Source organism: Microcystis sp. M20BS1 (assembly GCF_020245305.1).
GTDB lineage: Bacteria > Cyanobacteriota > Cyanobacteriia > Cyanobacteriales > Microcystaceae > Microcystis > Microcystis ichthyoblabe_A.
In genome coordinates this window covers 1-18,410 of record NZ_JADBUZ010000116.1, presented here as the reverse complement: position 1 = coordinate 18,410, position 18,410 = coordinate 1, and the positions used below count along the sequence as shown (strand labels likewise).

Here is an 18,410-nt window from a genome sequence, read left to right as displayed (position 1 = left end):
CAATTAGAACGTTATGCCGCGTCAAAACCGCAAAGGAGGTTTATTATGGCTGAATGATTAGCAGTTGATGTTTCGAGAACTGGGGCGTTGGCTCCCCTTGCTTTTTTTGTGCGCTACTATGGAATTAAATGATTAAAAGCTAAGACTGCTATGGCACTGGCATCGAATGGACAAACAGCTATAATCCGCACAGAGCGAGGGCTTACAATTGCGGATACTCGTATTACTCTGTATGACGTAATCGATTATCTCAAAGCTCAGTATCCACCCAAGTTTATTCGTGATGCCTTCAATCTTACAGATGCTCAGATTCATGCTGCCCTTTCCTACATTGAAACACATCGAACAGAAGTGGAAGCGGAATATCAGGAGGTTTTAAAGACTGCCGCAGAAACTAAACAATTTTGGGAAGAGAGGAATCGCGAACGTTTTGCTCGGATCGCTGCTACTCCTCCTCGTCCAGGCTATGAAGCGGTTAGAGCTAAACTTCAGGAACGGAGAGCAAAGCGGGAAGCGAAGAAGCAATGATTGTTCTGGCTGATTACAACTTGAATCGGCAGGCAATTCTGATCTCTGGAAGTCTTGTTGTTAGCGGGTTATTAGATCTCGCTCTAATTCGGTTGAGGACATTTGAAGACGTTGGCTTACCCGCAGACAGCAATGATCGAGTAGTTTGGAGATTTGCCCAAACCAACGGGATGCTCTTACTTACGGCAAACCGGAATGCGAAGGGTGAAGACTCGTTGGAACAAGTAATGCGTGAAGAAAATCAACCGACTTCATTTCCGATCATTACGATTGGCGATCCGGATAGGGTCAATGAATCTGACTATCGAGAACGCTGCGTTGAAAGGCTTGTAGAAATTGTGATCGATATCCAAGACTATATGGGGGCTGGTCGGTTGTTTATTCCATAAGGTGATTGGCGCATCATATCTGTTGGTGACACAGCATAACAACCCCAATGCACTCCGACCGACGAAAGCTAATCAGTGTGATCGCCGATCTTGTAGAGTGCGTTCCCTAATGTGGCTCCTACCGCTCCACTAGCAGTAGGCTAATCTGGATAACACGCTTTTGGGCGCGATATACGGAAAGTTTCCGTTTAGCTAAATCCCCGGCAATCCCTGTACTGTTCTCTCCTATCAACCAGCAATTTAAAATCGTGATAGCTTAGGAACTAAACGCGATTAACGTTACGCTCACAATAAAGAAAACTGTATAGAGGAGTTCCTATGACAACTCGTGATACTGCGATCGCCAAATTGCACCAACTCTCCGAGCCACTCTTGCAAGAGGTGAGTGACTTCATTGATTGTATTATCCACAAACATCAAGCTAAACCTGATACCAGCCAAACTGCTGAAAAAATTGTCGAGAGATGGTCACAATGGTTTGAGACGGTGGATCATTTAGACGTAACGCCACTTCAACCAGTCAGCAACTATCAGCAACTCCTGCTCAAAAAATATCGGCAACAAGGACTAGATCTATGATCCTGTGCGATGCCGGAGTCCTACTTTGTCTTGTAGATCGAACTCAGTCTCAGCATAACGCCTATAAAAACGCAGTCCTCCGATTAGAAACGCCCCTTTTAACAACTTGGTCATGCCTGACCGAAGCCATGTACCTTGCGCTGCATCGGGGTGGTTGGCAAATGCAAAAACAACTGGGACAGCTTCTTTTAGACAAACTGCTGGTGGTTTACGATATTCAGGAAAGTGATTACAGTCGTTTGTTGGCATTGATGGAGCAATACCGTGATCGCCCCATGGACTTGGCGGATGCAACCCTGGTCTTGGTAGCTGAAAAGACAGGATATCGGCAAATTCTCACAATCGATTCAGATTTCCTGTTTTATCGGATTACAAACAAAGAAAGCTTTGATATCATTCAAGTGTAATGATCGAAGACCTGCTTCCAACGGCGTATAACTCCACCGTTAGACTGCTCCCACTGTCAGTATGATCGCAATCTTGTAGGGTGCGTTCCCTAATGTGGCTCCTACCGCTCCACCAATAGATTTTTGGGGAACGCACCATGCTAGAGGATTATAAAAATATTTGCCGTCGCACTCGATCCCATCGTGGCTGAGTTCAACCGTTATCGAGAAAAATAGTTAAATCCCGTCAAATTCCCCTAAAACTTTCACCTCTGGTTCTAACCAGAGGGACCAGCGATCGAACACTTGTTCCTGCACATGACGAATTAAACGCAGAATATCCGAGGCTTTTGCTGAACCAATATTCAGGATAAAATTAGCGTGTAATTCTGATACTTGCGCCCCACCAATTTGATAACCTTTTAATCCCATTCCCTCAATTAAAGCCCCAGCATATTGCGGTTTAGGATTGCGGAAAACACTACCACAACTAGGACGATCATAGGGTTGGGTACTTTTGCGATGGCGTAAATTATGGGTAGTAATTGCCATTATTTCCTCGTGATTATCGGTAGCTTCTAACTGAAATGTGGCTTCGACAACTAAACGTTGATCCCCTTGCAGAGAAGAACTGCGATAACTATAATTTAAATCTTCTTTGCTTAAAGTTTCTAACTGACCATCGGGATTTAATACCAGCGCCCGCACTAATCGATCCGCCACACAGGAGGTATGTGCGCCCGCATTCATCACCACAGCCCCCCCCACCGTCCCGGGGATACCCACCGCCCATTCTAAGCCCCTCCAGCCCCGTTTTGCCGCTCTCCAAGCTATTTTTGGCAGGGGTTCCCCCGCCGCTGCTGTAATCGTAGCAGTTTCGGCATCAAAACAACTCGATCGCAGATGGCGAGTATTGAGGACAAGTCCGGGTAAACCTCGATCGCTGATTAGTAAATTTGAACCAGCCCCCAAAACAGTCAAGGGTAAATCTTGCGATCGCCACCAAGCGAACACTTCTCTTAATTCCTCTAGATTAACTGGTTCGGCATACCATTGCGCTCTTCCCCCCACCCGGTAGGAAGTGAAATCAGCTAGAGAAACAGAGGTTTTAATCATAGGGTTTTAGGGGGTTGGGGAGCATTTTCAGTGAACAGTAATCAGTAATCAGTAAACATAATAACTGATTACTGATTACTGATTACTGATAACTGAATCCTATACTCTAACCGCTAATTGTTCGCGGTAAAGAGAGAGCATTTCGGGGATAACTTGATTGAGATTGCCAGCGCCGAGGAACAGAGCCAGATCCCCTGGTTGGAGAATTTCTAGCAGGAATTGACCTAAAGAACTCAATTCAGGGTGATAGTAGGCATTTTTATGGTGTTTTCTCACCTGTTCGACCACTTGCTGCCCGGTGACGTGATCGATATTCACTTCCCCGGCACTATAAATATCCGTTAAGACTACCACATCGGCGGAACTGAAAGCGGAGCCGAATTCCTCCAAAAAGGCAGTGGTGCGACTGTAGCGATGGGGTTGGAAAATGGCGATCGAACGTTGGTACTGTTTGCCTTCTACCTTCAATTTTGCAGCCGCTAACGTGGCCAACAATTCGCTAGGATGGTGGGCATAATCATCGATAAAGGTGATGCCGTTTGCTTCTCCCTTGTGTTCAAAACGGCGTTTTGCTCCGGCAAAAGTAGCGATCGCATCGGCAATAACAGCAAATTCTAAACCGAGATAACGTCCGATGGCAACCACTGCCAAAGCATTACTAATATTATGTTGCCCCGGGATTTTCACCTCCATTTGTCCCAGATAACTGCCTTTTTCCCAGACGGAAGCTTTCATCATTCCCTGTTCATAGATAATCTCGCTGACGGTGTAATCCGCACCTTTTTCGGGATCGAGACTATAACTGATTGTCGGACGGAAATGCTCGGCGATCGTGTCACAATCTAAACAAGCGACTAAAATCTGGCACTGATCGGCAAATTCACGGAAAGTATCGATAACTTCGCTTAAATTCTGGTAATGATCGGGGTGATCTAGCTCAATATTAGTGATTACGCCGATTTTCGGGGCGTGCTTGGTTAGGGAACCATCGGACTCATCGGCCTCTGCCACTAAAAAACGACCTTGACCAAGACGAGCGTTACCTTCCCACGCGTCCACCTCACCACCGACAATGATCGTGGGGTCTAATCCCGCTTCTAACAAAACGTAACCGATTAGGCTGCTAGTGGTGGTTTTTCCGTGGGTGCCAGCGACGGCGATACTGTCGTAATCAGCGATTAAAGCCGCTAAAACATCGCTACGGTGAAAAATTGGGTATCCTAAGTCTCTGGCCGCTTGATATTCCTTGTTATGGTCATTAATCGCCGTGGAGCAGATTACTTGCGGAACTGTTTGGCTACTGTTTTGAAGGCCAGGAGAATGAAATAAAGCTAAATTATTTGCCTCTTGACGGTGGAAAATCTGCGCTCCCGCTCCCTGTAGCCGTTGGGTGATATGAGTAGGACGTAAATCGGAGCCAGACACGGGTAAATTGCGTTTGGCTAAGATATAAGCGAGGGCTGACATCCCAATGCCGCCAATACCGATAAAATGGAAAGGTTGGCCGTTAAAATTAACTTTTTTCACTTTTTTCACTCCTCAAACCCACGATTATATAAGTTTTAAACTCGATCGGTAGTAAAGTCAACCTCATGATAGGGGCATTTGAGCAGAATTCCCAAATGTTGCCCAGTCACCTTGCAACATCCTTGACGCAGAATTAAAATTTTTTCTCCCAATTCCTTTTTTTACCCAGCTTTGCCAAACGTCCCAAAAATCGGTAAAACCCTACACCCTACACCCCACACGCTGCCCCTACGAACCTAATTAGGGCAGCCATTCCAGTAAAATTCCCACGGAGCTATCTTTGCGAGCGCGGGAATTTTGGGCTTGAATATCGGCAGCTAAACGTAAATTAGAAGTAATCGCATAACCAACCGAAAGAGTAGTCAATCCCACCTCGTTATCACCACCGGGGGAGATAAAACTCTGACTGACGGTGATATCTGCGGCTCCCGTGCGAGAAAGGGCTAATTTGAGCTTTAATCCTAAGTTAAGCCCATCGGTGCTGTAATTTCCTGTTTGAATGTAACGATAGCCCACCATGGGAGCTAGATTGACATAATCACCCAAAGGGAGGAGATAGTATTGTAAATTTCCTCCTATTGCCGTCCTTTTGCCGTTAAAAGCCGTCTGATAATCGCCGCTTAGGGTTAAACTGGTTTGACCAAAAAACACATCTTCTACCCCCAAAATCACGCCACTGGAATTATCGCTAGAAGGAAACTCTGCATATCCCAAGCGGATACGAGTGCGAAAACTGGGATCGCGGCGAATATCTTCGGCGATATCGGGTATTTTTTCTAACCAACGCTCTAAAACCGGGCTTTCTTGCCGAATTTTCGGATCTAGGTCTAAATCCGTTTCTGCCCACACCGGACCAATCGCCCCCCATAATAAACTAAGAGCGATCGCATTTACAGAACAGCAAGAGAGCTTAAACATGATCTGCATTATAATCAAAAAAGATTCAGATTCCCCGCTATTCTTGAGAGGACGGGGGCAGTAGGAGCAGCAATAGTGGTCAGAATATTAAAACTTTCGCAATTAAGTGATGCGGAACGGGCAAAACTTCAGAAAAGAGCCGAGTTAGATATTGATAACGCCCTAAAAGTCGCTCAAACGGTGATAGAAACCATCCGCGAACGGGGGGATGCCGGCGTTGTGGACTATGTGCGGCGTTTTGACTACGAAGGTGCGACGGTAGAAAATATCAAAGTCAACGAGGCAGAATTTGAGCGGGCTTTTCAGTTAATTGAACCAGAAGTAAAAACCGCCATTGAACAGGCTTTTCGGAATATTCAAGAGGTACATCGTCGCCAAATGCCGGAAGAAATACAACTGGCAGAAATTGAAGCCGGTGTCTTTGCTGGCGAAAAAATCTCTCCTATCCCCAATGTGGGTTTATACGTTCCCCGGGGCCGCGGTGCTTTTCCCTCGATGATGTTAATGTTAGCTATACCAGCAATGGTGGCAGGAGTGGAAAGAGTTGTCGTTTGCACTCCCCCCGATAAACAGGGCAACGTGGAGCCAGTGTCTCTGGTGGCGGCACGCATGGCTGGAGTCAGAGAAATTTATAAGTTAGGGGGCGTACAAGCGATCGCTGCTTTGGCTTTGGGAACAAAAAATATCAAAAGGGTTGACAAAATTACCGGTCCGTGCAGCGTCTATGGGGCGGCGGCCAAACGGTTACTGTTCGGCACTGTGGATGTGGGTTTGCCGGCAGGTCCAAGTGAGTCGATAGTTTTGGCCGATGAGTCCACCGATGCCCGTTTAGCGGCCTTGGATTTATTAATTGAAGCGGAACACGGGGCGGATTCGGCGGCTTTATTAGTCACCCACTGTGAAGATTTAGCGATCGCTGCTAGTGAATACGCTCAGGAATACCTGCAAAAACTCCCAGATTGGCGACGGGAATTCTGTGAGGCGGGTTTAGCCGCCTATGGGGGCATAATTTTAACCGATAGTTTGCAGCAATCCCTCGATTTTGTCAATGAGTACGCCCCGGAACATCTAGAGCTTTTAGTTAGTAATCCTTTTGCCATTCTGGGCAAGATTAAAAATGCTGGCGAAATTCTCCTGGGAAATCATACTCCTTCCTCTATGGCTACCTACGCCATCGGAGTCAATGCTGTGCTGCCGACGGGAAGTTTTGCCCGTTCCTATTCCGCGGTTTCGGTTTATGATTTTCTCAAGCGCTCCACTTTGGCTTATGTCACCCCTGAAGGCTTTGAAAAGTTAAAAGAAACCACGAAAACTTTAGCCGAGTACGAAGGTTTTCCCGCCCATAAATTAGCAATTCAACACAGGGAAATTTTACTCTAAATAGGGGGAATAGGAAACGGGGAATAACTCTGATTTATTATCCTGTCTCCTATCTGTTACTATGATAAGAGCAGAGAATCAGGCAAGCATTTTATGAAAAAATTAATTGTTATTTTAATTCTGGGTTTTCTGAGCGAACAAATATCAATAAAATCACCAATTTCTGGCAATCAAACCCTCAATAATTTAGCCGTAGCTAACAACAATAATCGTCCCACTCCCCAGAAAAAACCTAGTCCTTCTCCACAGTTTCGGTGCGATGGTAGAACTCACTGTTCGCAGATGACATCCTGTGCAGAAGCGACTTTTTTCTTGAGAAATTGCCCCAATGTCAAAATGGATGGAGACGGTGATGGAGTTCCCTGTGAAAGTCAATTCTGTGGAAAAAAATCCTCAGAAAAATGTTTAAAAAGTTTTCCAGATAACTAATTTTGGTTCTTCACCCCAATTCTCTCATTTAAAGAATTGGGGTAAAAACAATTAAGAAGCAGTAATCACGGGAGAATTAAGATATTGATAATTCCAGTCCGATTGTTGCCAAACGCGACCATCAAGGGCAATTTGTTCGATTAAACTAGCTAATCGTAAAGCTTTTAAAGCTTGTTCCCCACCGACAGAAGGTTGGTCCCCACCGCGCACACAATGAACAAAATGTTCTAATTCCGCGTGTAGAGGTTCAATATTGCTAGTATAAACTTTTTCAATTAAACCATCTTGACGGTAGAGAACTTGACCGTAATCGGTGCTATAGTTAGCGGTGGTTTGCCGATGAATGAGGATTTCATTATTGAGAAAATCCGCTTCCGTGAGAGAATTTTTACAGTGGGCTGCTAAACGACGAATCTTGCGATGAGTCACCTTACTAGCGGTTAAATTAGCCACTACTCCATTACTAAAACCAAGGGTTGCAGTGACATAATCGAGATAACCGGAATCAGTGGCAGCGCGACTACCACTAGCGGTTAATTTCACCACGGGAGCGGCGACTAATTCTAAAATTAAATCTATATCGTGGATCATTAAATCTAACACCACCGACACATCATTAGCGCGCTGGGAATAGGGACTCATGCGATGGGATTCAATCGCTAAAATCTCCTCGGTTTTCAAGACCTTCGATAACTCTTGGAAAGCGGGATTAAAACGCTCGATATGACCCACTTGCAGAATACAATCATGATCGGCTGCCGCATTGACTAAAGATTCCGCTTCACTAATACTAGCGGCGATCGGTTTCTCGATCAAGGTATGTACTCCCGCTTGCAGACAGTCCATCCCGACTCGATGGTGTAACCGCGTGGGGACAGCGAGACAAACCGCATCTACCCTAGGTAAGAGATCTAAATAATTTTCAAAAAAACGGACTCGGTATTTACTGGCAGTTTCCAGACCCTTTTCGACGTTGACATCGGCCACCCCGACGAATTCCACGTCTTTTAATAAACTCAGGATGCGACTATGGTGTTGTCCCATGTTACCGACCCCGATAACCCCGACTTTAATCGGTTTGAGTTGATTTCTATTACCCGGAAAGTTTGCTGGTTGATTGGACATGAATTTTAGACTCCTGTGTTCACACTCCCCACACCACTTGATTAAATTAATCAAGCTGATTTTGTCCATTAATTACCAAGATGGTATCATGGTTATCCAGATTCTGACACGATGTCGGTGTCAATGGGGGTTCTGAGAAGATTTTCTGATTCCATCTCGCGGTTTTCACTCCCAAATGCTTATCAAAACATCGTCCCTGAGTAGCGAGGACTACATTCAGCTAAATTTTAACTATGGACAATTCAACGGATTTTAACTCCTTACGGGGATTAAGTGTTTTTTTGCTAGGAATGATGGGATCTGGCAAATCCACCCTGGGAGAGTTGCTTTCCCGACGGTTACAATATCGTTTTTTTGATACAGATATATTAATAGAAAGGGTCGCGGGAAAGAAAATCAGGGAAATTTTTGCCGACGAGGGAGAAGCGACTTTTCGGGAGTTAGAAACCCAAGTTTTGGCCGAATTATCCTCTCTGACTAAAACTGTGATTGCCACCGGGGGAGGGATGGTTTTAAAACCGATGAATTGGAGTTATCTTCGTCACGGTTTAATGATTTGGTTAGATGTTCCCCTCGAAGTCTTGGTTAAACGTTTAAAACAAGATACCTCTCGTCCCTTGCTTCAGTCCACTGATTTAGAAAGTAAACTGGAATTATTATTAGAACAAAGACGAGGACTTTATGCAGAAGCAGATATTAGGATTGTTGTTTCTGACCTAGATACACCTACTGATATCGTTGAGAAAATTTTAACAGCAATACCGACGGTGATTAAAGATTTTCATCCAGAAAGGGATCATAACTAATGATAGCAGCTTCAATTTTTGATTTACCTGAACTAATTCCCGACCGAGAAATTCTGGAAATTTTAGCTCAAAGTCAGGCTATTCGTCTAGAAAGAATTATTTCCACCGGTCAAACCACTCCCCGGGGTCAATGGTACGATCAATCTGAGTTTGAATGGGTGATTTTATTACAGGGATTTGCTGAGATTAGTTATGAAGATGGCAACAAAGTTAATCTGCAAGCGGGGGATTATCTCCTGATTCCTCCTCACCAAAAACACCGCGTCGAATTTACTAGCAATAATCCCCCTTGTATTTGGTTAGCTATCTATTATCGCTAGTAAAATATAGTTCCTGACTATTGCCAGCGATCGAATAAATCGGTTAAAACGATATTAGAAAACAAAAAACCTTCGGGGTCGCTTAATCTTACCCTGGTATCCCCCTCAATTATTACTAGATTACGCTGTTTATGCGGCTCTAAGACCTCTAAAATTGCTTTTTTGATTTCCGGACCAAAATTAGCTTCAATCGCGGGTAAACTCACCCCTGACCCTAACCTTAACCCTAGCATTAAGGTTTCGAGAAGATCATCGATAAAACTATTTTTCTCCACGTCAATTGGGCAGCCTTCTTTTACCCAAGCGAAATAGTCGCGACTTTTGCGCGGACGGGTAAAACGTTGTTGATGAAGATAACTAGCGGCCCCCATACCAAAACCGTAATAGGGACGATTTTCCCAGTAAACTCGATTATGTCGGCATTGATAACCCGGTTTAGCATAGTTAGAAATCTCGTAATGTTGATAACCGGCTAAAGCTAGTTTTTCACTGGCTAAAACATACATTTTCGCCGTGGTTTCATCATCGGGTAAGGGTTTTTTCCCCGGTTGATACTGTTTACCGAAAGGAGTAACCGCTTCTAAGACCAAATCGTAACAGGAAAGATGGGCCGGTTGCAGTTCGATCGCTTTTTCTAGGGAATTTTCCCAATCTGTCAGGGTTTGTTGTGGCAATCCCGAAATCAAATCCAAACTATAGTTAACTATTCCCAATCCCTGAATTAATTCCACTGCCTGATAGATATCCTTAACGGTATGCGATCGACCAGAAACCTGTAATAATGGTTCTTGAAAAGCCTGTACTCCTAAACTAACCCGATTGACTCCCGCACTAAGATAACCCTGTAATTGTTCTAAACTAAAGGTAGCCGGATCAATCTCCATAGAAATTTCTATATCGGCCGCAAAATCAAACTTTTTAGCTAAAGTATCCAGAATCGATCCTAATAATTCCACTGGTAATAGGGAAGGAGTCCCCCCCCCAAAAAAAATTGTTTCTAGGGGTTTCCCCGTCCCCTGACTAAGGCTAATTTCTTCTTGTAATATTTCCACATACTCCACCACAGGGGGAAAAGTCGCCGGATTGGTGCGATTACCAACGACAAAAATCGGGAAATCACAGTAAAAACAGCGCCGACGACAAAAGGGAATATGAATATAAACCGAGGTTACGGGGTGAAAATAGGGCATTATATGAGGAAAAAGGAAAAAAGGGAGTGTGGGGTGTGGGGTGTGGGGTGTGGGGTGTGGGGAGAATAAAGCTGCCTCCTGCCTCCTGCCTCCTACTGTAATTTCGTTTATCTTCGTTAAGATGTATTATGGCTGGGGAGAACATCTCCTAGAATGGAGGCAACTTTCCCGACACAAATTAGGAGAAACCCACAGATATAATAGAAAAGCATCCATACTCATTATTTTTCTATCATCATTCCCCCCTATCCTCTCTGGTATTATACCCATGCTTGATGCTGTCATAATTTTACTATTCGTCTTCGCTGTTGCCAGTATTGGTTATAGTGGTGTTGACTTGCTGCCGGTTACTGTCCAGTCTCAAATCAGCAATATTGAAGCTTTACGCTGGTTATCAGCGGGTTTTGCCTCAATTATTGGTTTAGCTCTTGGTTTAGTTGCCCAAACTACCTATCGTCGTCTAGAAACCCAAGTACGGCAAACTCCGATCGAAGTTATTTTAACCCGTTCGGTCGGTCTAGTTATCGGTTTGTTGATTGCTAATCTGATCCTAGCTCCGATTTTCTTCCTCCCGATTCCCAGAGAATTCTCGTTTATCAAGCCGATAATCGCTATTTTAGGCAGTATTATGTTTTCCTATCTGGGGGTTAGTTTAGCAGATACCCACGGTCGCACTTTTTTGCGTCTGATTAACCCCAATAGTATGGAATCAATTTTAGTGGCAGAAGGGACCCTACAAGCGGCCGCCACCAAAGTTGTGGACACCAGTTGTATTATCGATGGTCGTATCGAACAATTGTTAGACACGGGATTTATCGAGGGACAGATACTCATCCCCCAATTTATCCTTCAGGAATTGCAACAGTTAGCGGATGGCAGTAACGACCAAAAACGAGTTAGAGGAAGACGCGGATTAGATATCCTAAACCGGATGCAGCAAGAATTACCCGAGCGCATTATCATTCATCCCGCCGATTATGAGGATATTAGCACCGTAGATGCTAAATTAGTCCATCTTGCCCAAGAAATTAACGCCACCTTGCTCACTAACGATTATAATCTCAGCAAAGTGGCCAATCTGCAAAAAGTCACCATCTTGAATGTCAACGATCTCGCCCAAGCAGTACGCCCGATCTACTTGCCTGGGGATACGTTAGATCTGAAAATTCTCAAAGCAGGAAAAGAACCCACCCAAGGCATCGGTTATCTAGAAGATGGCACGATGGTGGTGGTAGAAGAAGGAAAAGATTATCTAGGGGGAGAATTGCGGGTAGTGGTGACATCTGCACTGCAAACCTCGGCCGGACGGATGATTTTTGCTAAACCCCAAAATTCCCTGATTGCCTAAAGGTAATAAAACCCAAAAAAGCCTCAAATACAGAGCCAGAGGGGATTGTATTTGAGGAATTTCATTTTCTAAGGGAAGTTAAGTCACCAATCGAACTATCTAGGGTTTGCTAAAAAAGTTTTTCCTAGGGGCAGGGTGTGGGGTGTAGGGTGTGGGGTGTGGGGTTTTACCCATTTTCAGGTGGTCAATTACCTAATTTTCAGGGAAAAAGTCCAGGGATTTTCCCCCCAATCACTCCAAAGGTCGGCACTTTTTGAGGGAAAAAAAGTCTAAAAACCTTGTCCAACAAGGTTTTTAGATTTATTCAGCAAACCCTAATTAAGCTGGTTTATTGATTACAGCCATGGACTGACGAGCAAAACCGAAATAACTATCCCAGAATTGTTTCTGACTATCGAGGGCAACTTTGGTGGCGGTTTCTTGGGCGGTTAGGTAGGATTTCACCCATTCTTGTTGATATTCGAGGGATTTAACCAAAGTTTCCGGAAACTCAAACACTGGTGTAGTCGTGGGAAGACCATTACCCCAAGCGGACAGAAGCATTTTCTGCCATTCGGCTAGGTATTTTTGGTATTCCTCAAGATAATTGGTGTTCATAGAAGTCAAACCGCTAACTAGCCCATCTGGAAGGAGATGGTGAGAAAGTGGGGCGGTGTTGCCACCTTCTCGAAAGCAAAAACCGTGACGAGATAAAATATAATATTCTATCCCTTCCTTGATTATAACCTGAGTTTGCGATCAGCCAAAATTTTTATGCGATCGCCGTCAGCCCCGCCTATTTTTTGGTGACTCGGAACTAACGCTAAAATAATCCTACTCTAGCCATTTTCTCCCAACTATGATCGATCGCCCTATTCATGTAATTGGTGGAGGATTAGCGGGGACTGAGGCGGCGTGGCAGATAGCCCAAGCCGGTATTCCCGTGATCCTGTACGAAATGCGCCCAATTCGCTCTAGTCCCGCCCACCATAGCCAATTTTTAGCCGAATTAGTCTGTAGTAACTCCTTTGGTGCCATGGCGGTGGATCGCGCTACTGGGTTACTCCATGAAGAATTACGACGCTTAAATTCTCTAGTTATTGCCCAGGCCGATCAGCATAGTGTCCCCGCAGGAGGGGCTTTAGCGGTCGATAGAGGGGTCTTTAGTCGAAATTTGACGGAAATCTTGGCTAACCACCCTCTAGTCACCTTAAAACGTCAGGAGATCACGGAAATTCCCCGGGATGGTATCGTCGTTTTAACCACTGGACCGTTAACCAGTGCTGCTTTGGCCGCAGATCTGCAAAATTTTGCCGGACTGGACTATCTGAGCTTTTTTGATGCCGCTAGTCCGATTATTCTAGGGGAATCTATTGATCAATCGATCGCTTTTCTGGCCTCCCGTTACGATAAAGGTGAGGCCGCCTATCTCAATTGTCCCATGGATCGGGAACAATACCTGCATTTCTGGCAAGAGTTAAAACAAGCAGAACAAGCGGAATTAAAGGATTTTGAGCGAGAAAATGCCAAATTTTTCGAGGCTTGTCTGCCAATCGAAGAATTAGCCAGTCGGGGAGAGGATACCATGCGTTTTGGTCCCCTGAAACCGGTGGGATTAGTGGATCCCAGATATCCGGATCAACGTCCCTACGCAGTTATACAGTTGCGAATGGAAGATAAAGCGGGGCAATTGTGGAATATGGTGGGATTTCAAACTAATTTAAAATGGGGTGAACAAACACGGGTTTTCCGTCTGATTCCGGGGTTAGAAAAGGCCGAATTTGTCCGCATGGGGGTGATGCACAAAAACACCTTTATTAATTCTCCCCAGTTATTATCCTCCAGTCTCCAGTTTAAATCGCGACCGACGCTATTAGCGGCAGGACAGTTAATCGGTACGGAAGGCTATACGGCTGCGGCCGCTGGGGGATGGTTAGCGGGAACTAATGCCGCTCGTTTAGCTTTAGGATTAGAAACGGTGACATTGCCAACCACAACGATGATGGGGTCATTATTTGAGTTTATCAGCAGTGCCGAACCGAAACATTTTCAACCGATGCCGCCAAATTTTGGCATTTTGCCGAATTTTACCAGAAAAATCCGCAATAAACGGGAACGTTACGGTCAATATGCCGATCGCTCTTTGCAGGATTTAGAAGCATGGATAAATCAGCTAAAAACTCCCTGTCTCGTCTAACTGTCAATCGCTAATCGATCGCCCATAATAGAGAAGGAACCTATTTCTTTCTCTATCGCTATGCCAAACCCCGATTTTTTCCCTCCCCAATCCTACAGTCAAGAGGATGTGCAGGAAATTCTCTATTTGGCTATCTCCCGTCAAGGGGATAGGGGAGAAATTACCCGTCAACAGTTGTTAGAAATTGCCGACGATTTAGCTATTGAAGTTAAAGACTTAGAAGCGGCGGAAAAGGACTGGCAAGAGTCAAAAATGCTCAGTTATAAACGGCAAGAATTCGATCGCTTTCGTCGCGAGGAGCTAAAAAATAAAACCGTTCGCTATCTGATTATTAATAGTTTTTTTATTATCATTAATTTAATTAGTGCGGGAACAATTTCTTGGGCAATTTATATCTTTTTGCTGATGGGTTTACCTCTTTCTCTCTCGGCTTGGAAAACTTTTCAAAATCAAGGAATTGCCTACGAAGAAGCATTTAAACGCTGGAAAATTAAGGAGGAAATGAAAGAGTCTTTTACCAATCTTTGGACACAAGTTAAAAAGTTTTTACAGTTTTAATAGTGTTGCCAAATTAAGCCTTTTTTGTTTTTGTGAACCACAGAGACACAAAGGACACAAAGTTGAGTTGTCCACGACTACTTAGGGTCTGCTAAATAAATCTAAAAATCTTGTTGGGTAAGACTTTTAGACTTTTGGCAAATCAAAAAGTACCAAATGTGGGAGTGATTGGGGGGAAAATTCAGGTACTTTTTCCCTGAAAATTAGGTAATTGACCCTCTCAAAATCGCTAAAACCCCACACCCCACACCCCACACCCCACACCCCACACCCTGCCTCCACCAACAAACTTTTTGCCGCAAACCCTACTTACTGTCATCAAAAATATCTAACTGCTGCAGAGAGGGGGAATTATCCGACTTAACCGGTTTAATTTTCTTAATTCCTTGACGCAAACCGATCGCAATTTTACTATGTTTTTCGATTTGACCCATCACCTGCATGGCACGATCGATCACAGAAGCTGGTAAACCGGCTAATCTCCCCGCTTCGATACCATAGGATTTATCCGCACCTCCCGGTCGTACTTGGTGCAAAAATACTATCTCATGGGGTAATTCTTTGACTGTTACCTGATAATTGGCCACATTCTCTAAAATTGAGGCTAATTCGTTCAGTTCGTGGTAGTGAGTGGCGAAAATCGTCCGCGATTGCAGTACCGTGGCTAAATACTCGGCCACAGACCAAGCTATGGATAAACCGTCAAAAGTGGCTGTCCCCCGGCCAATTTCGTCTAATAATACTAATGATCTGTCTGTGGCGTGATTGAGAATATTGGCAGTTTCGTTCATTTCCACCATAAAGGTGGATTGGCCGGTAGCGAGGTCATCCACAGCCCCCACCCGGGTGAAAATGCGATCGCAGATGGAGATTTTGGCCGACTTTGCTGGGACAAAACTGCCGGTTTGGGCTAACAATTGAATTAATCCCACCTGTCGCAGATAACAACTTTTGCCACTAGCATTGGGACCGGTGAGAATAATCAAGTCGGGGTATTCTAAACCTTCCTGATTGCCCAAATTAATCGAATTCGGCACAAAAAAGCCGGCCCCAAGGGATTGTTCCACCACGGGATGACGACCATCTTTAATATCGATAAGACGACCATCGGCGATTTCTGGGCGACAATATCCCTGATAAACGGCGATTTCTGCCAATGCTGCCAATACATCCAAAGCGGCGACTTTTGTGGCCACTTCCCGAATTTCTGGGGAAAATTCGGCCACTTGACGGCGTAAATCGCTAAAAATCTCGTATTCTAACTTATTTAATTCATCTACTGCCGTCAGAATTATATTTTCTTTCTCCTTTAACTCGGTGGTGATATAACGTTCCTCATTGACTAAAGTTTGCTTACGCACATAATCTTTTGGGGCGAAATCAGCTTTACTGCGGGGTAAACTGATATAATAACCGAAAGTTTTGTTATAATTAACCTTAAGGTTACTAATACCCGTTCTTTCTTTTTCTGTCGTCTCCAGATTCTTAAACCAATCGATTACTTCCTGATAGTCGCGCCGGAGGGCATCCAATTGGGCATCAATTCCCTGGCGAATCACCCCCCCTTCCTTCAGATGCAGCGGGGGAGATTCCACCAGATGCGCTATCACCTGCTGGCCTAATTTTTCTAAATCGGCGGGAATTTGCTGTAAAGCTTTCAAATAGGGCGAATTTCCCGAAGCAACCAAAGCCGCTAAATCGGCTAATTTGACTAAAGATGCCGCTAGGGAAAGTAAATCGCGGGCATTAGCCGTTCCTGCACCTACACGACCGCTTAAACGTTCTATATCGTAGATTTCCCTTAATTTTTGCCGAATATCTTGGCGCAGGGAGGGATTATCCTTTAACTCTTGGATAGTATCTTGACGGGCGCGAATACCGCGAGAATCTAAGAGAGGTTGCAGTAACCAACGACGTAAGGCCCGACTACCCATGGCCGTGCAAGTGCGATCAATCGCCCATAATAGAGAACCATAGAAGCTACCATCGCGCACCGTTTGGGTAATTTCAAGGTTGCGACGGGTTTGCCCATCTAAAATCAAAAATTCCGAGATAGAGTAGGTTTTTAAAGGTTGTAGGGGGACTTGATTGGCTTTTTGGGTATCTTCAATGTATTCTAATAGGCCTCCGGCTGCGCGAATAGCGAGGGGTAAATGTTCGCAGCCCATCCCCTCTAGGGAACGCATTTTATAGGTGATTAGGAGACGATTTTTCGCCTCTGTGAGAGTAAAGATATTTTGGGGACGGAGAGAATAACAAAAACTATCGGGTAAACAGGGGGGGAGATGGTCGGATTTTTCCCCGGGGCGCAAAATACGGTTTAAATCGGGGGCATTGATGGGAAAAAGGATTTCTGAGGGTTGTAACCGGGTTAATTCTAGGCTTAAAGCCGTTAAATCGCTGGCTTGGGTGGTGTAGAATTCTCCGGTGGAGATGTCTGCATAGGCTAATCCCCAATTTTCTCCGGTTATAACCACAGCAGCTAGAAAATTATTCTTTTTTGCGTTTAACATTCCCTCATCGGTGAGGGTTCCGGGGGTGAGCAGTTTGGTGATAGCGCGTTCTACGAGTCGTTTTTCGGCGGCTGCTTCCGTTGAATCCTCTACTTGGTCACAAATCGCCACTGCATAGCCTTTTTCCACCAATAAACGACTATAGCGCTCTAGGGCGTGGTGGGGAACCCCGGTCATGGCGACTCTCCCAATCCCTTTACCCCCTTCCTTGCTGGTGAGAACTAATTCTAATTCTCTGGAGATAATCACCGCGTCCTGAAAGAAACACTCGAAAAAATCGCCCACACGATACAGTAAAAGGGCATTGGGATAGGTTTCTTTTACCTCCACATAATGCTGGTACATGGGGGTGAGTTTATCGCGATCGAGTCCGCGATAATCACGATGGGGATCTTTATTGGTAGCCGGTGGTTCTAGGGGAAAATCCGAGGGGAGAGTCATGGGTGAAGGAAAGCTGGACAATTCTTTATTCAATTTACCGCTCTTGAGAACCTACGATCAAAGAATCCCAATAGCCTAAGCTGCTGGTTCGCGTTATTCAATCCAGGGATTAATATCTGAGCTATCTGGGGGGATTTGACATTATTCCCCGTCCGAGAATTATATTTTTGTTAATAACAGTTATTTTTAAGGGGTGGGCTGCACTCTTTTAGTATAGACTTCGGCGGGATTAATTGAGGTGGTTATATCTTCTAAATCGAATTTTCGCCTGGTTTTATCTTTGGTATTAACCTGATAAACCAAACGATTAGTGATATCTAATCCAGTTAACCAATTACTGTGGGGATGATAGGCTCCCGTGTCGATATCTAACCAACCGGCACCGGCGACTAATTGCCCCGGACTTACCCCCGGAAAAGTAAAAGTAATCGTGTGGCCGGTGATAATTAATTTATCACTAAAAAAAGGTTCCGGCATACTGTGGAATTCATCGCGGATCCAACAAAAATGAGTAGCATCTTGTTCTTCTAGCTGAACTTCCCCCATACATATATACTATAATAGCCGAAAACCCTTATCCATCAATGGATACGCTCCTTAACTTTTCTTAATGTACCCATGTAATTTGTAACATTTCTTAATGGACAAGAATTCTCTCTATTTGCTAGAATGATAGCCATG

19 protein-coding genes are annotated in these 18,410 nt (G+C 44.6%); 11 read left to right on the top strand and 8 right to left on the bottom strand.

The genetic code is table 11. The annotated features are described in order from the left end of the window. Positions 1–150: 150 nt before the first annotated feature. The 4 genes from IM507_RS12520 to IM507_RS12505 all read left to right on the top strand — a co-directional run bounded on the left by IM507_RS12520 (position 151) and on the right by IM507_RS12505 (position 1,903). On the top strand, positions 151–528 hold the full coding sequence (locus tag IM507_RS12520; protein ID WP_002778608.1) for a DUF433 domain-containing protein: 378 nt from the start codon (positions 151–153) through the stop codon (positions 526–528). Further along, complete coding sequence (locus tag IM507_RS12515; protein ID WP_002791850.1) at positions 525–917, top strand: hypothetical protein; 393 nt, start codon at positions 525–527, stop codon at positions 915–917. Before IM507_RS12520 ends, IM507_RS12515 begins: the two co-directional genes overlap by 4 nt. Before the next feature lie 318 nt (positions 918–1,235). Further along, positions 1,236–1,496 (top strand): hypothetical protein, encoded by a 261-nt coding sequence (locus tag IM507_RS12510; RefSeq protein ID WP_002736321.1) that lies wholly within the window; start codon positions 1,236–1,238, stop codon positions 1,494–1,496. Then, positions 1,493–1,903 (top strand): type II toxin-antitoxin system VapC family toxin, encoded by a 411-nt coding sequence (locus tag IM507_RS12505; protein WP_002803249.1) that lies wholly within the window; start codon positions 1,493–1,495, stop codon positions 1,901–1,903. Before IM507_RS12510 ends, IM507_RS12505 begins: the two co-directional genes overlap by 4 nt. 216 nt (positions 1,904–2,119) lie before the next feature. Here the strand turns inward: IM507_RS12505 and murB are convergent, their stop codons facing one another. The 3 genes from murB to IM507_RS12490 form a co-directional block, all read right to left on the bottom strand. After that, positions 2,120–2,998: a UDP-N-acetylmuramate dehydrogenase gene (murB, locus tag IM507_RS12500; RefSeq protein ID WP_123230545.1), complete on the bottom strand. Its 879-nt coding sequence runs from the start codon at positions 2,996–2,998 to the stop codon at positions 2,120–2,122. A 99-nt stretch (positions 2,999–3,097) separates the two neighbouring features. Continuing rightward, a complete protein-coding gene (gene murC, locus IM507_RS12495; RefSeq protein WP_002736561.1) occupies positions 3,098–4,525 on the bottom strand; it encodes a UDP-N-acetylmuramate--L-alanine ligase in 1,428 nt (475 codons plus the stop codon). 240 nt (positions 4,526–4,765) lie between these two features. Continuing rightward, positions 4,766–5,452 (bottom strand): hypothetical protein, encoded by a 687-nt coding sequence (locus IM507_RS12490; protein ID WP_069474945.1) that lies wholly within the window; start codon positions 5,450–5,452, stop codon positions 4,766–4,768. Positions 5,453–5,518: 66 nt separating this feature from the next. Between IM507_RS12490 and hisD the strand changes: the two genes are divergently transcribed. Next, positions 5,519–6,823, top strand: coding sequence for a histidinol dehydrogenase (gene hisD, locus IM507_RS12485; protein ID WP_123230544.1), 1,305 nt, complete (start codon positions 5,519–5,521; stop codon positions 6,821–6,823). 93 nt (positions 6,824–6,916) lie between these two features. Further along, the gene (locus tag IM507_RS12480) at positions 6,917–7,252 is read left to right on the top strand and encodes an excalibur calcium-binding domain-containing protein (RefSeq protein ID WP_002736899.1); all 336 of its coding nucleotides are present in this window, start codon (positions 6,917–6,919) and stop codon (positions 7,250–7,252) included. A gap of 51 nt (positions 7,253–7,303) precedes the next feature. On the opposite strand, the gene IM507_RS12475 is transcribed toward IM507_RS12480, so the two are convergent. Then, entirely contained in the window at positions 7,304–8,377 is a 1,074-nt protein-coding gene (locus tag IM507_RS12475; protein ID WP_002737757.1) for a Gfo/Idh/MocA family protein, read from the bottom strand. Between the two features lie 233 nt (positions 8,378–8,610). Here IM507_RS12475 and IM507_RS12470 point away from each other — a divergent pair, with 233 nt between their 5' ends. Continuing rightward, entirely contained in the window at positions 8,611–9,183 is a 573-nt protein-coding gene (locus IM507_RS12470; RefSeq protein ID WP_016514518.1) for a shikimate kinase, read from the top strand. Then, the gene (locus IM507_RS12465) at positions 9,183–9,503 is read left to right on the top strand and encodes a cupin domain-containing protein (protein WP_069474947.1); all 321 of its coding nucleotides are present in this window, start codon (positions 9,183–9,185) and stop codon (positions 9,501–9,503) included. Before IM507_RS12470 ends, IM507_RS12465 begins: the two co-directional genes overlap by 1 nt. Positions 9,504–9,520: 17 nt before the next feature. Here the strand turns inward: IM507_RS12465 and hemW are convergent, their stop codons facing one another. Continuing rightward, positions 9,521–10,693 carry a radical SAM family heme chaperone HemW gene (gene hemW / locus IM507_RS12460; protein ID WP_002736088.1) on the bottom strand — a complete coding sequence of 391 codons (1,173 nt, stop codon included), beginning with the start codon at positions 10,691–10,693 and terminating at the stop codon, positions 9,521–9,523. Between the two features lie 268 nt (positions 10,694–10,961). On the opposite strand from hemW, the gene IM507_RS12455 reads away from it, so the two are divergent. Continuing rightward, positions 10,962–12,041 (top strand): PIN/TRAM domain-containing protein, encoded by a 1,080-nt coding sequence (locus IM507_RS12455; RefSeq protein WP_002737661.1) that lies wholly within the window; start codon positions 10,962–10,964, stop codon positions 12,039–12,041. A 318-nt stretch (positions 12,042–12,359) separates the two neighbouring features. Here the strand turns inward: IM507_RS12455 and IM507_RS12450 are convergent, their stop codons facing one another. Continuing rightward, the gene (locus IM507_RS12450) at positions 12,360–12,638 is read right to left on the bottom strand and encodes a hypothetical protein (RefSeq protein ID WP_002736942.1); all 279 of its coding nucleotides are present in this window, start codon (positions 12,636–12,638) and stop codon (positions 12,360–12,362) included. A 241-nt stretch (positions 12,639–12,879) separates the two neighbouring features. On the opposite strand from IM507_RS12450, the gene trmFO reads away from it, so the two are divergent. Next, positions 12,880–14,217 (top strand): FADH(2)-oxidizing methylenetetrahydrofolate--tRNA-(uracil(54)-C(5))-methyltransferase TrmFO, encoded by a 1,338-nt coding sequence (trmFO, locus tag IM507_RS12445; protein ID WP_287637107.1) that lies wholly within the window; start codon positions 12,880–12,882, stop codon positions 14,215–14,217. A gap of 60 nt (positions 14,218–14,277) precedes the next feature. Then, positions 14,278–14,775 carry a 2TM domain-containing protein gene (locus tag IM507_RS12440; protein WP_002742944.1) on the top strand — a complete coding sequence of 166 codons (498 nt, stop codon included), beginning with the start codon at positions 14,278–14,280 and terminating at the stop codon, positions 14,773–14,775. 305 nt (positions 14,776–15,080) lie between these two features. On the opposite strand, the gene mutS is transcribed toward IM507_RS12440, so the two are convergent. Beyond that, positions 15,081–17,729 (bottom strand): DNA mismatch repair protein MutS, encoded by a 2,649-nt coding sequence (mutS, locus tag IM507_RS12435; RefSeq protein ID WP_069474951.1) that lies wholly within the window; start codon positions 17,727–17,729, stop codon positions 15,081–15,083. A 186-nt stretch (positions 17,730–17,915) separates the two neighbouring features. Further along, on the bottom strand, positions 17,916–18,275 hold the full coding sequence (locus IM507_RS12430; protein ID WP_002735759.1) for a hypothetical protein: 360 nt from the start codon (positions 18,273–18,275) through the stop codon (positions 17,916–17,918). Positions 18,276–18,410 lie beyond the last annotated feature (135 nt).

Coding starts and splice junctions, on each gene's coding strand:
- IM507_RS12520 (WP_002778608.1), top strand. CDS start 151: ATGGCACTGGCATCGAATGGACAAACAGCTATAATCCGCACAGAGCGA.
- IM507_RS12515 (WP_002791850.1), top strand. CDS start 525: ATGATTGTTCTGGCTGATTACAACTTGAATCGGCAGGCAATTCTGATC.
- IM507_RS12510 (WP_002736321.1), top strand. CDS start 1,236: ATGACAACTCGTGATACTGCGATCGCCAAATTGCACCAACTCTCCGAG.
- IM507_RS12505 (WP_002803249.1), top strand. CDS start 1,493: ATGATCCTGTGCGATGCCGGAGTCCTACTTTGTCTTGTAGATCGAACT.
- murB (WP_123230545.1), bottom strand. CDS start 2,998: ATGATTAAAACCTCTGTTTCTCTAGCTGATTTCACTTCCTACCGGGTG.
- IM507_RS12490 (WP_069474945.1), bottom strand. CDS start 5,452: ATGCAGATCATGTTTAAGCTCTCTTGCTGTTCTGTAAATGCGATCGCT.
- IM507_RS12480 (WP_002736899.1), top strand. CDS start 6,917: ATGAAAAAATTAATTGTTATTTTAATTCTGGGTTTTCTGAGCGAACAA.
- IM507_RS12475 (WP_002737757.1), bottom strand. CDS start 8,377: ATGTCCAATCAACCAGCAAACTTTCCGGGTAATAGAAATCAACTCAAA.
- IM507_RS12470 (WP_016514518.1), top strand. CDS start 8,611: ATGGACAATTCAACGGATTTTAACTCCTTACGGGGATTAAGTGTTTTT.
- IM507_RS12465 (WP_069474947.1), top strand. CDS start 9,183: ATGATAGCAGCTTCAATTTTTGATTTACCTGAACTAATTCCCGACCGA.
- hemW (WP_002736088.1), bottom strand. CDS start 10,693: ATGCCCTATTTTCACCCCGTAACCTCGGTTTATATTCATATTCCCTTT.
- IM507_RS12455 (WP_002737661.1), top strand. CDS start 10,962: ATGCTTGATGCTGTCATAATTTTACTATTCGTCTTCGCTGTTGCCAGT.
- IM507_RS12450 (WP_002736942.1), bottom strand. CDS start 12,638: ATGAACACCAATTATCTTGAGGAATACCAAAAATACCTAGCCGAATGG.
- trmFO (WP_287637107.1), top strand. CDS start 12,880: ATGATCGATCGCCCTATTCATGTAATTGGTGGAGGATTAGCGGGGACT.
- IM507_RS12440 (WP_002742944.1), top strand. CDS start 14,278: ATGCCAAACCCCGATTTTTTCCCTCCCCAATCCTACAGTCAAGAGGAT.
- mutS (WP_069474951.1), bottom strand. CDS start 17,729: ATGACTCTCCCCTCGGATTTTCCCCTAGAACCACCGGCTACCAATAAA.
- IM507_RS12430 (WP_002735759.1), bottom strand. CDS start 18,275: ATGGGGGAAGTTCAGCTAGAAGAACAAGATGCTACTCATTTTTGTTGG.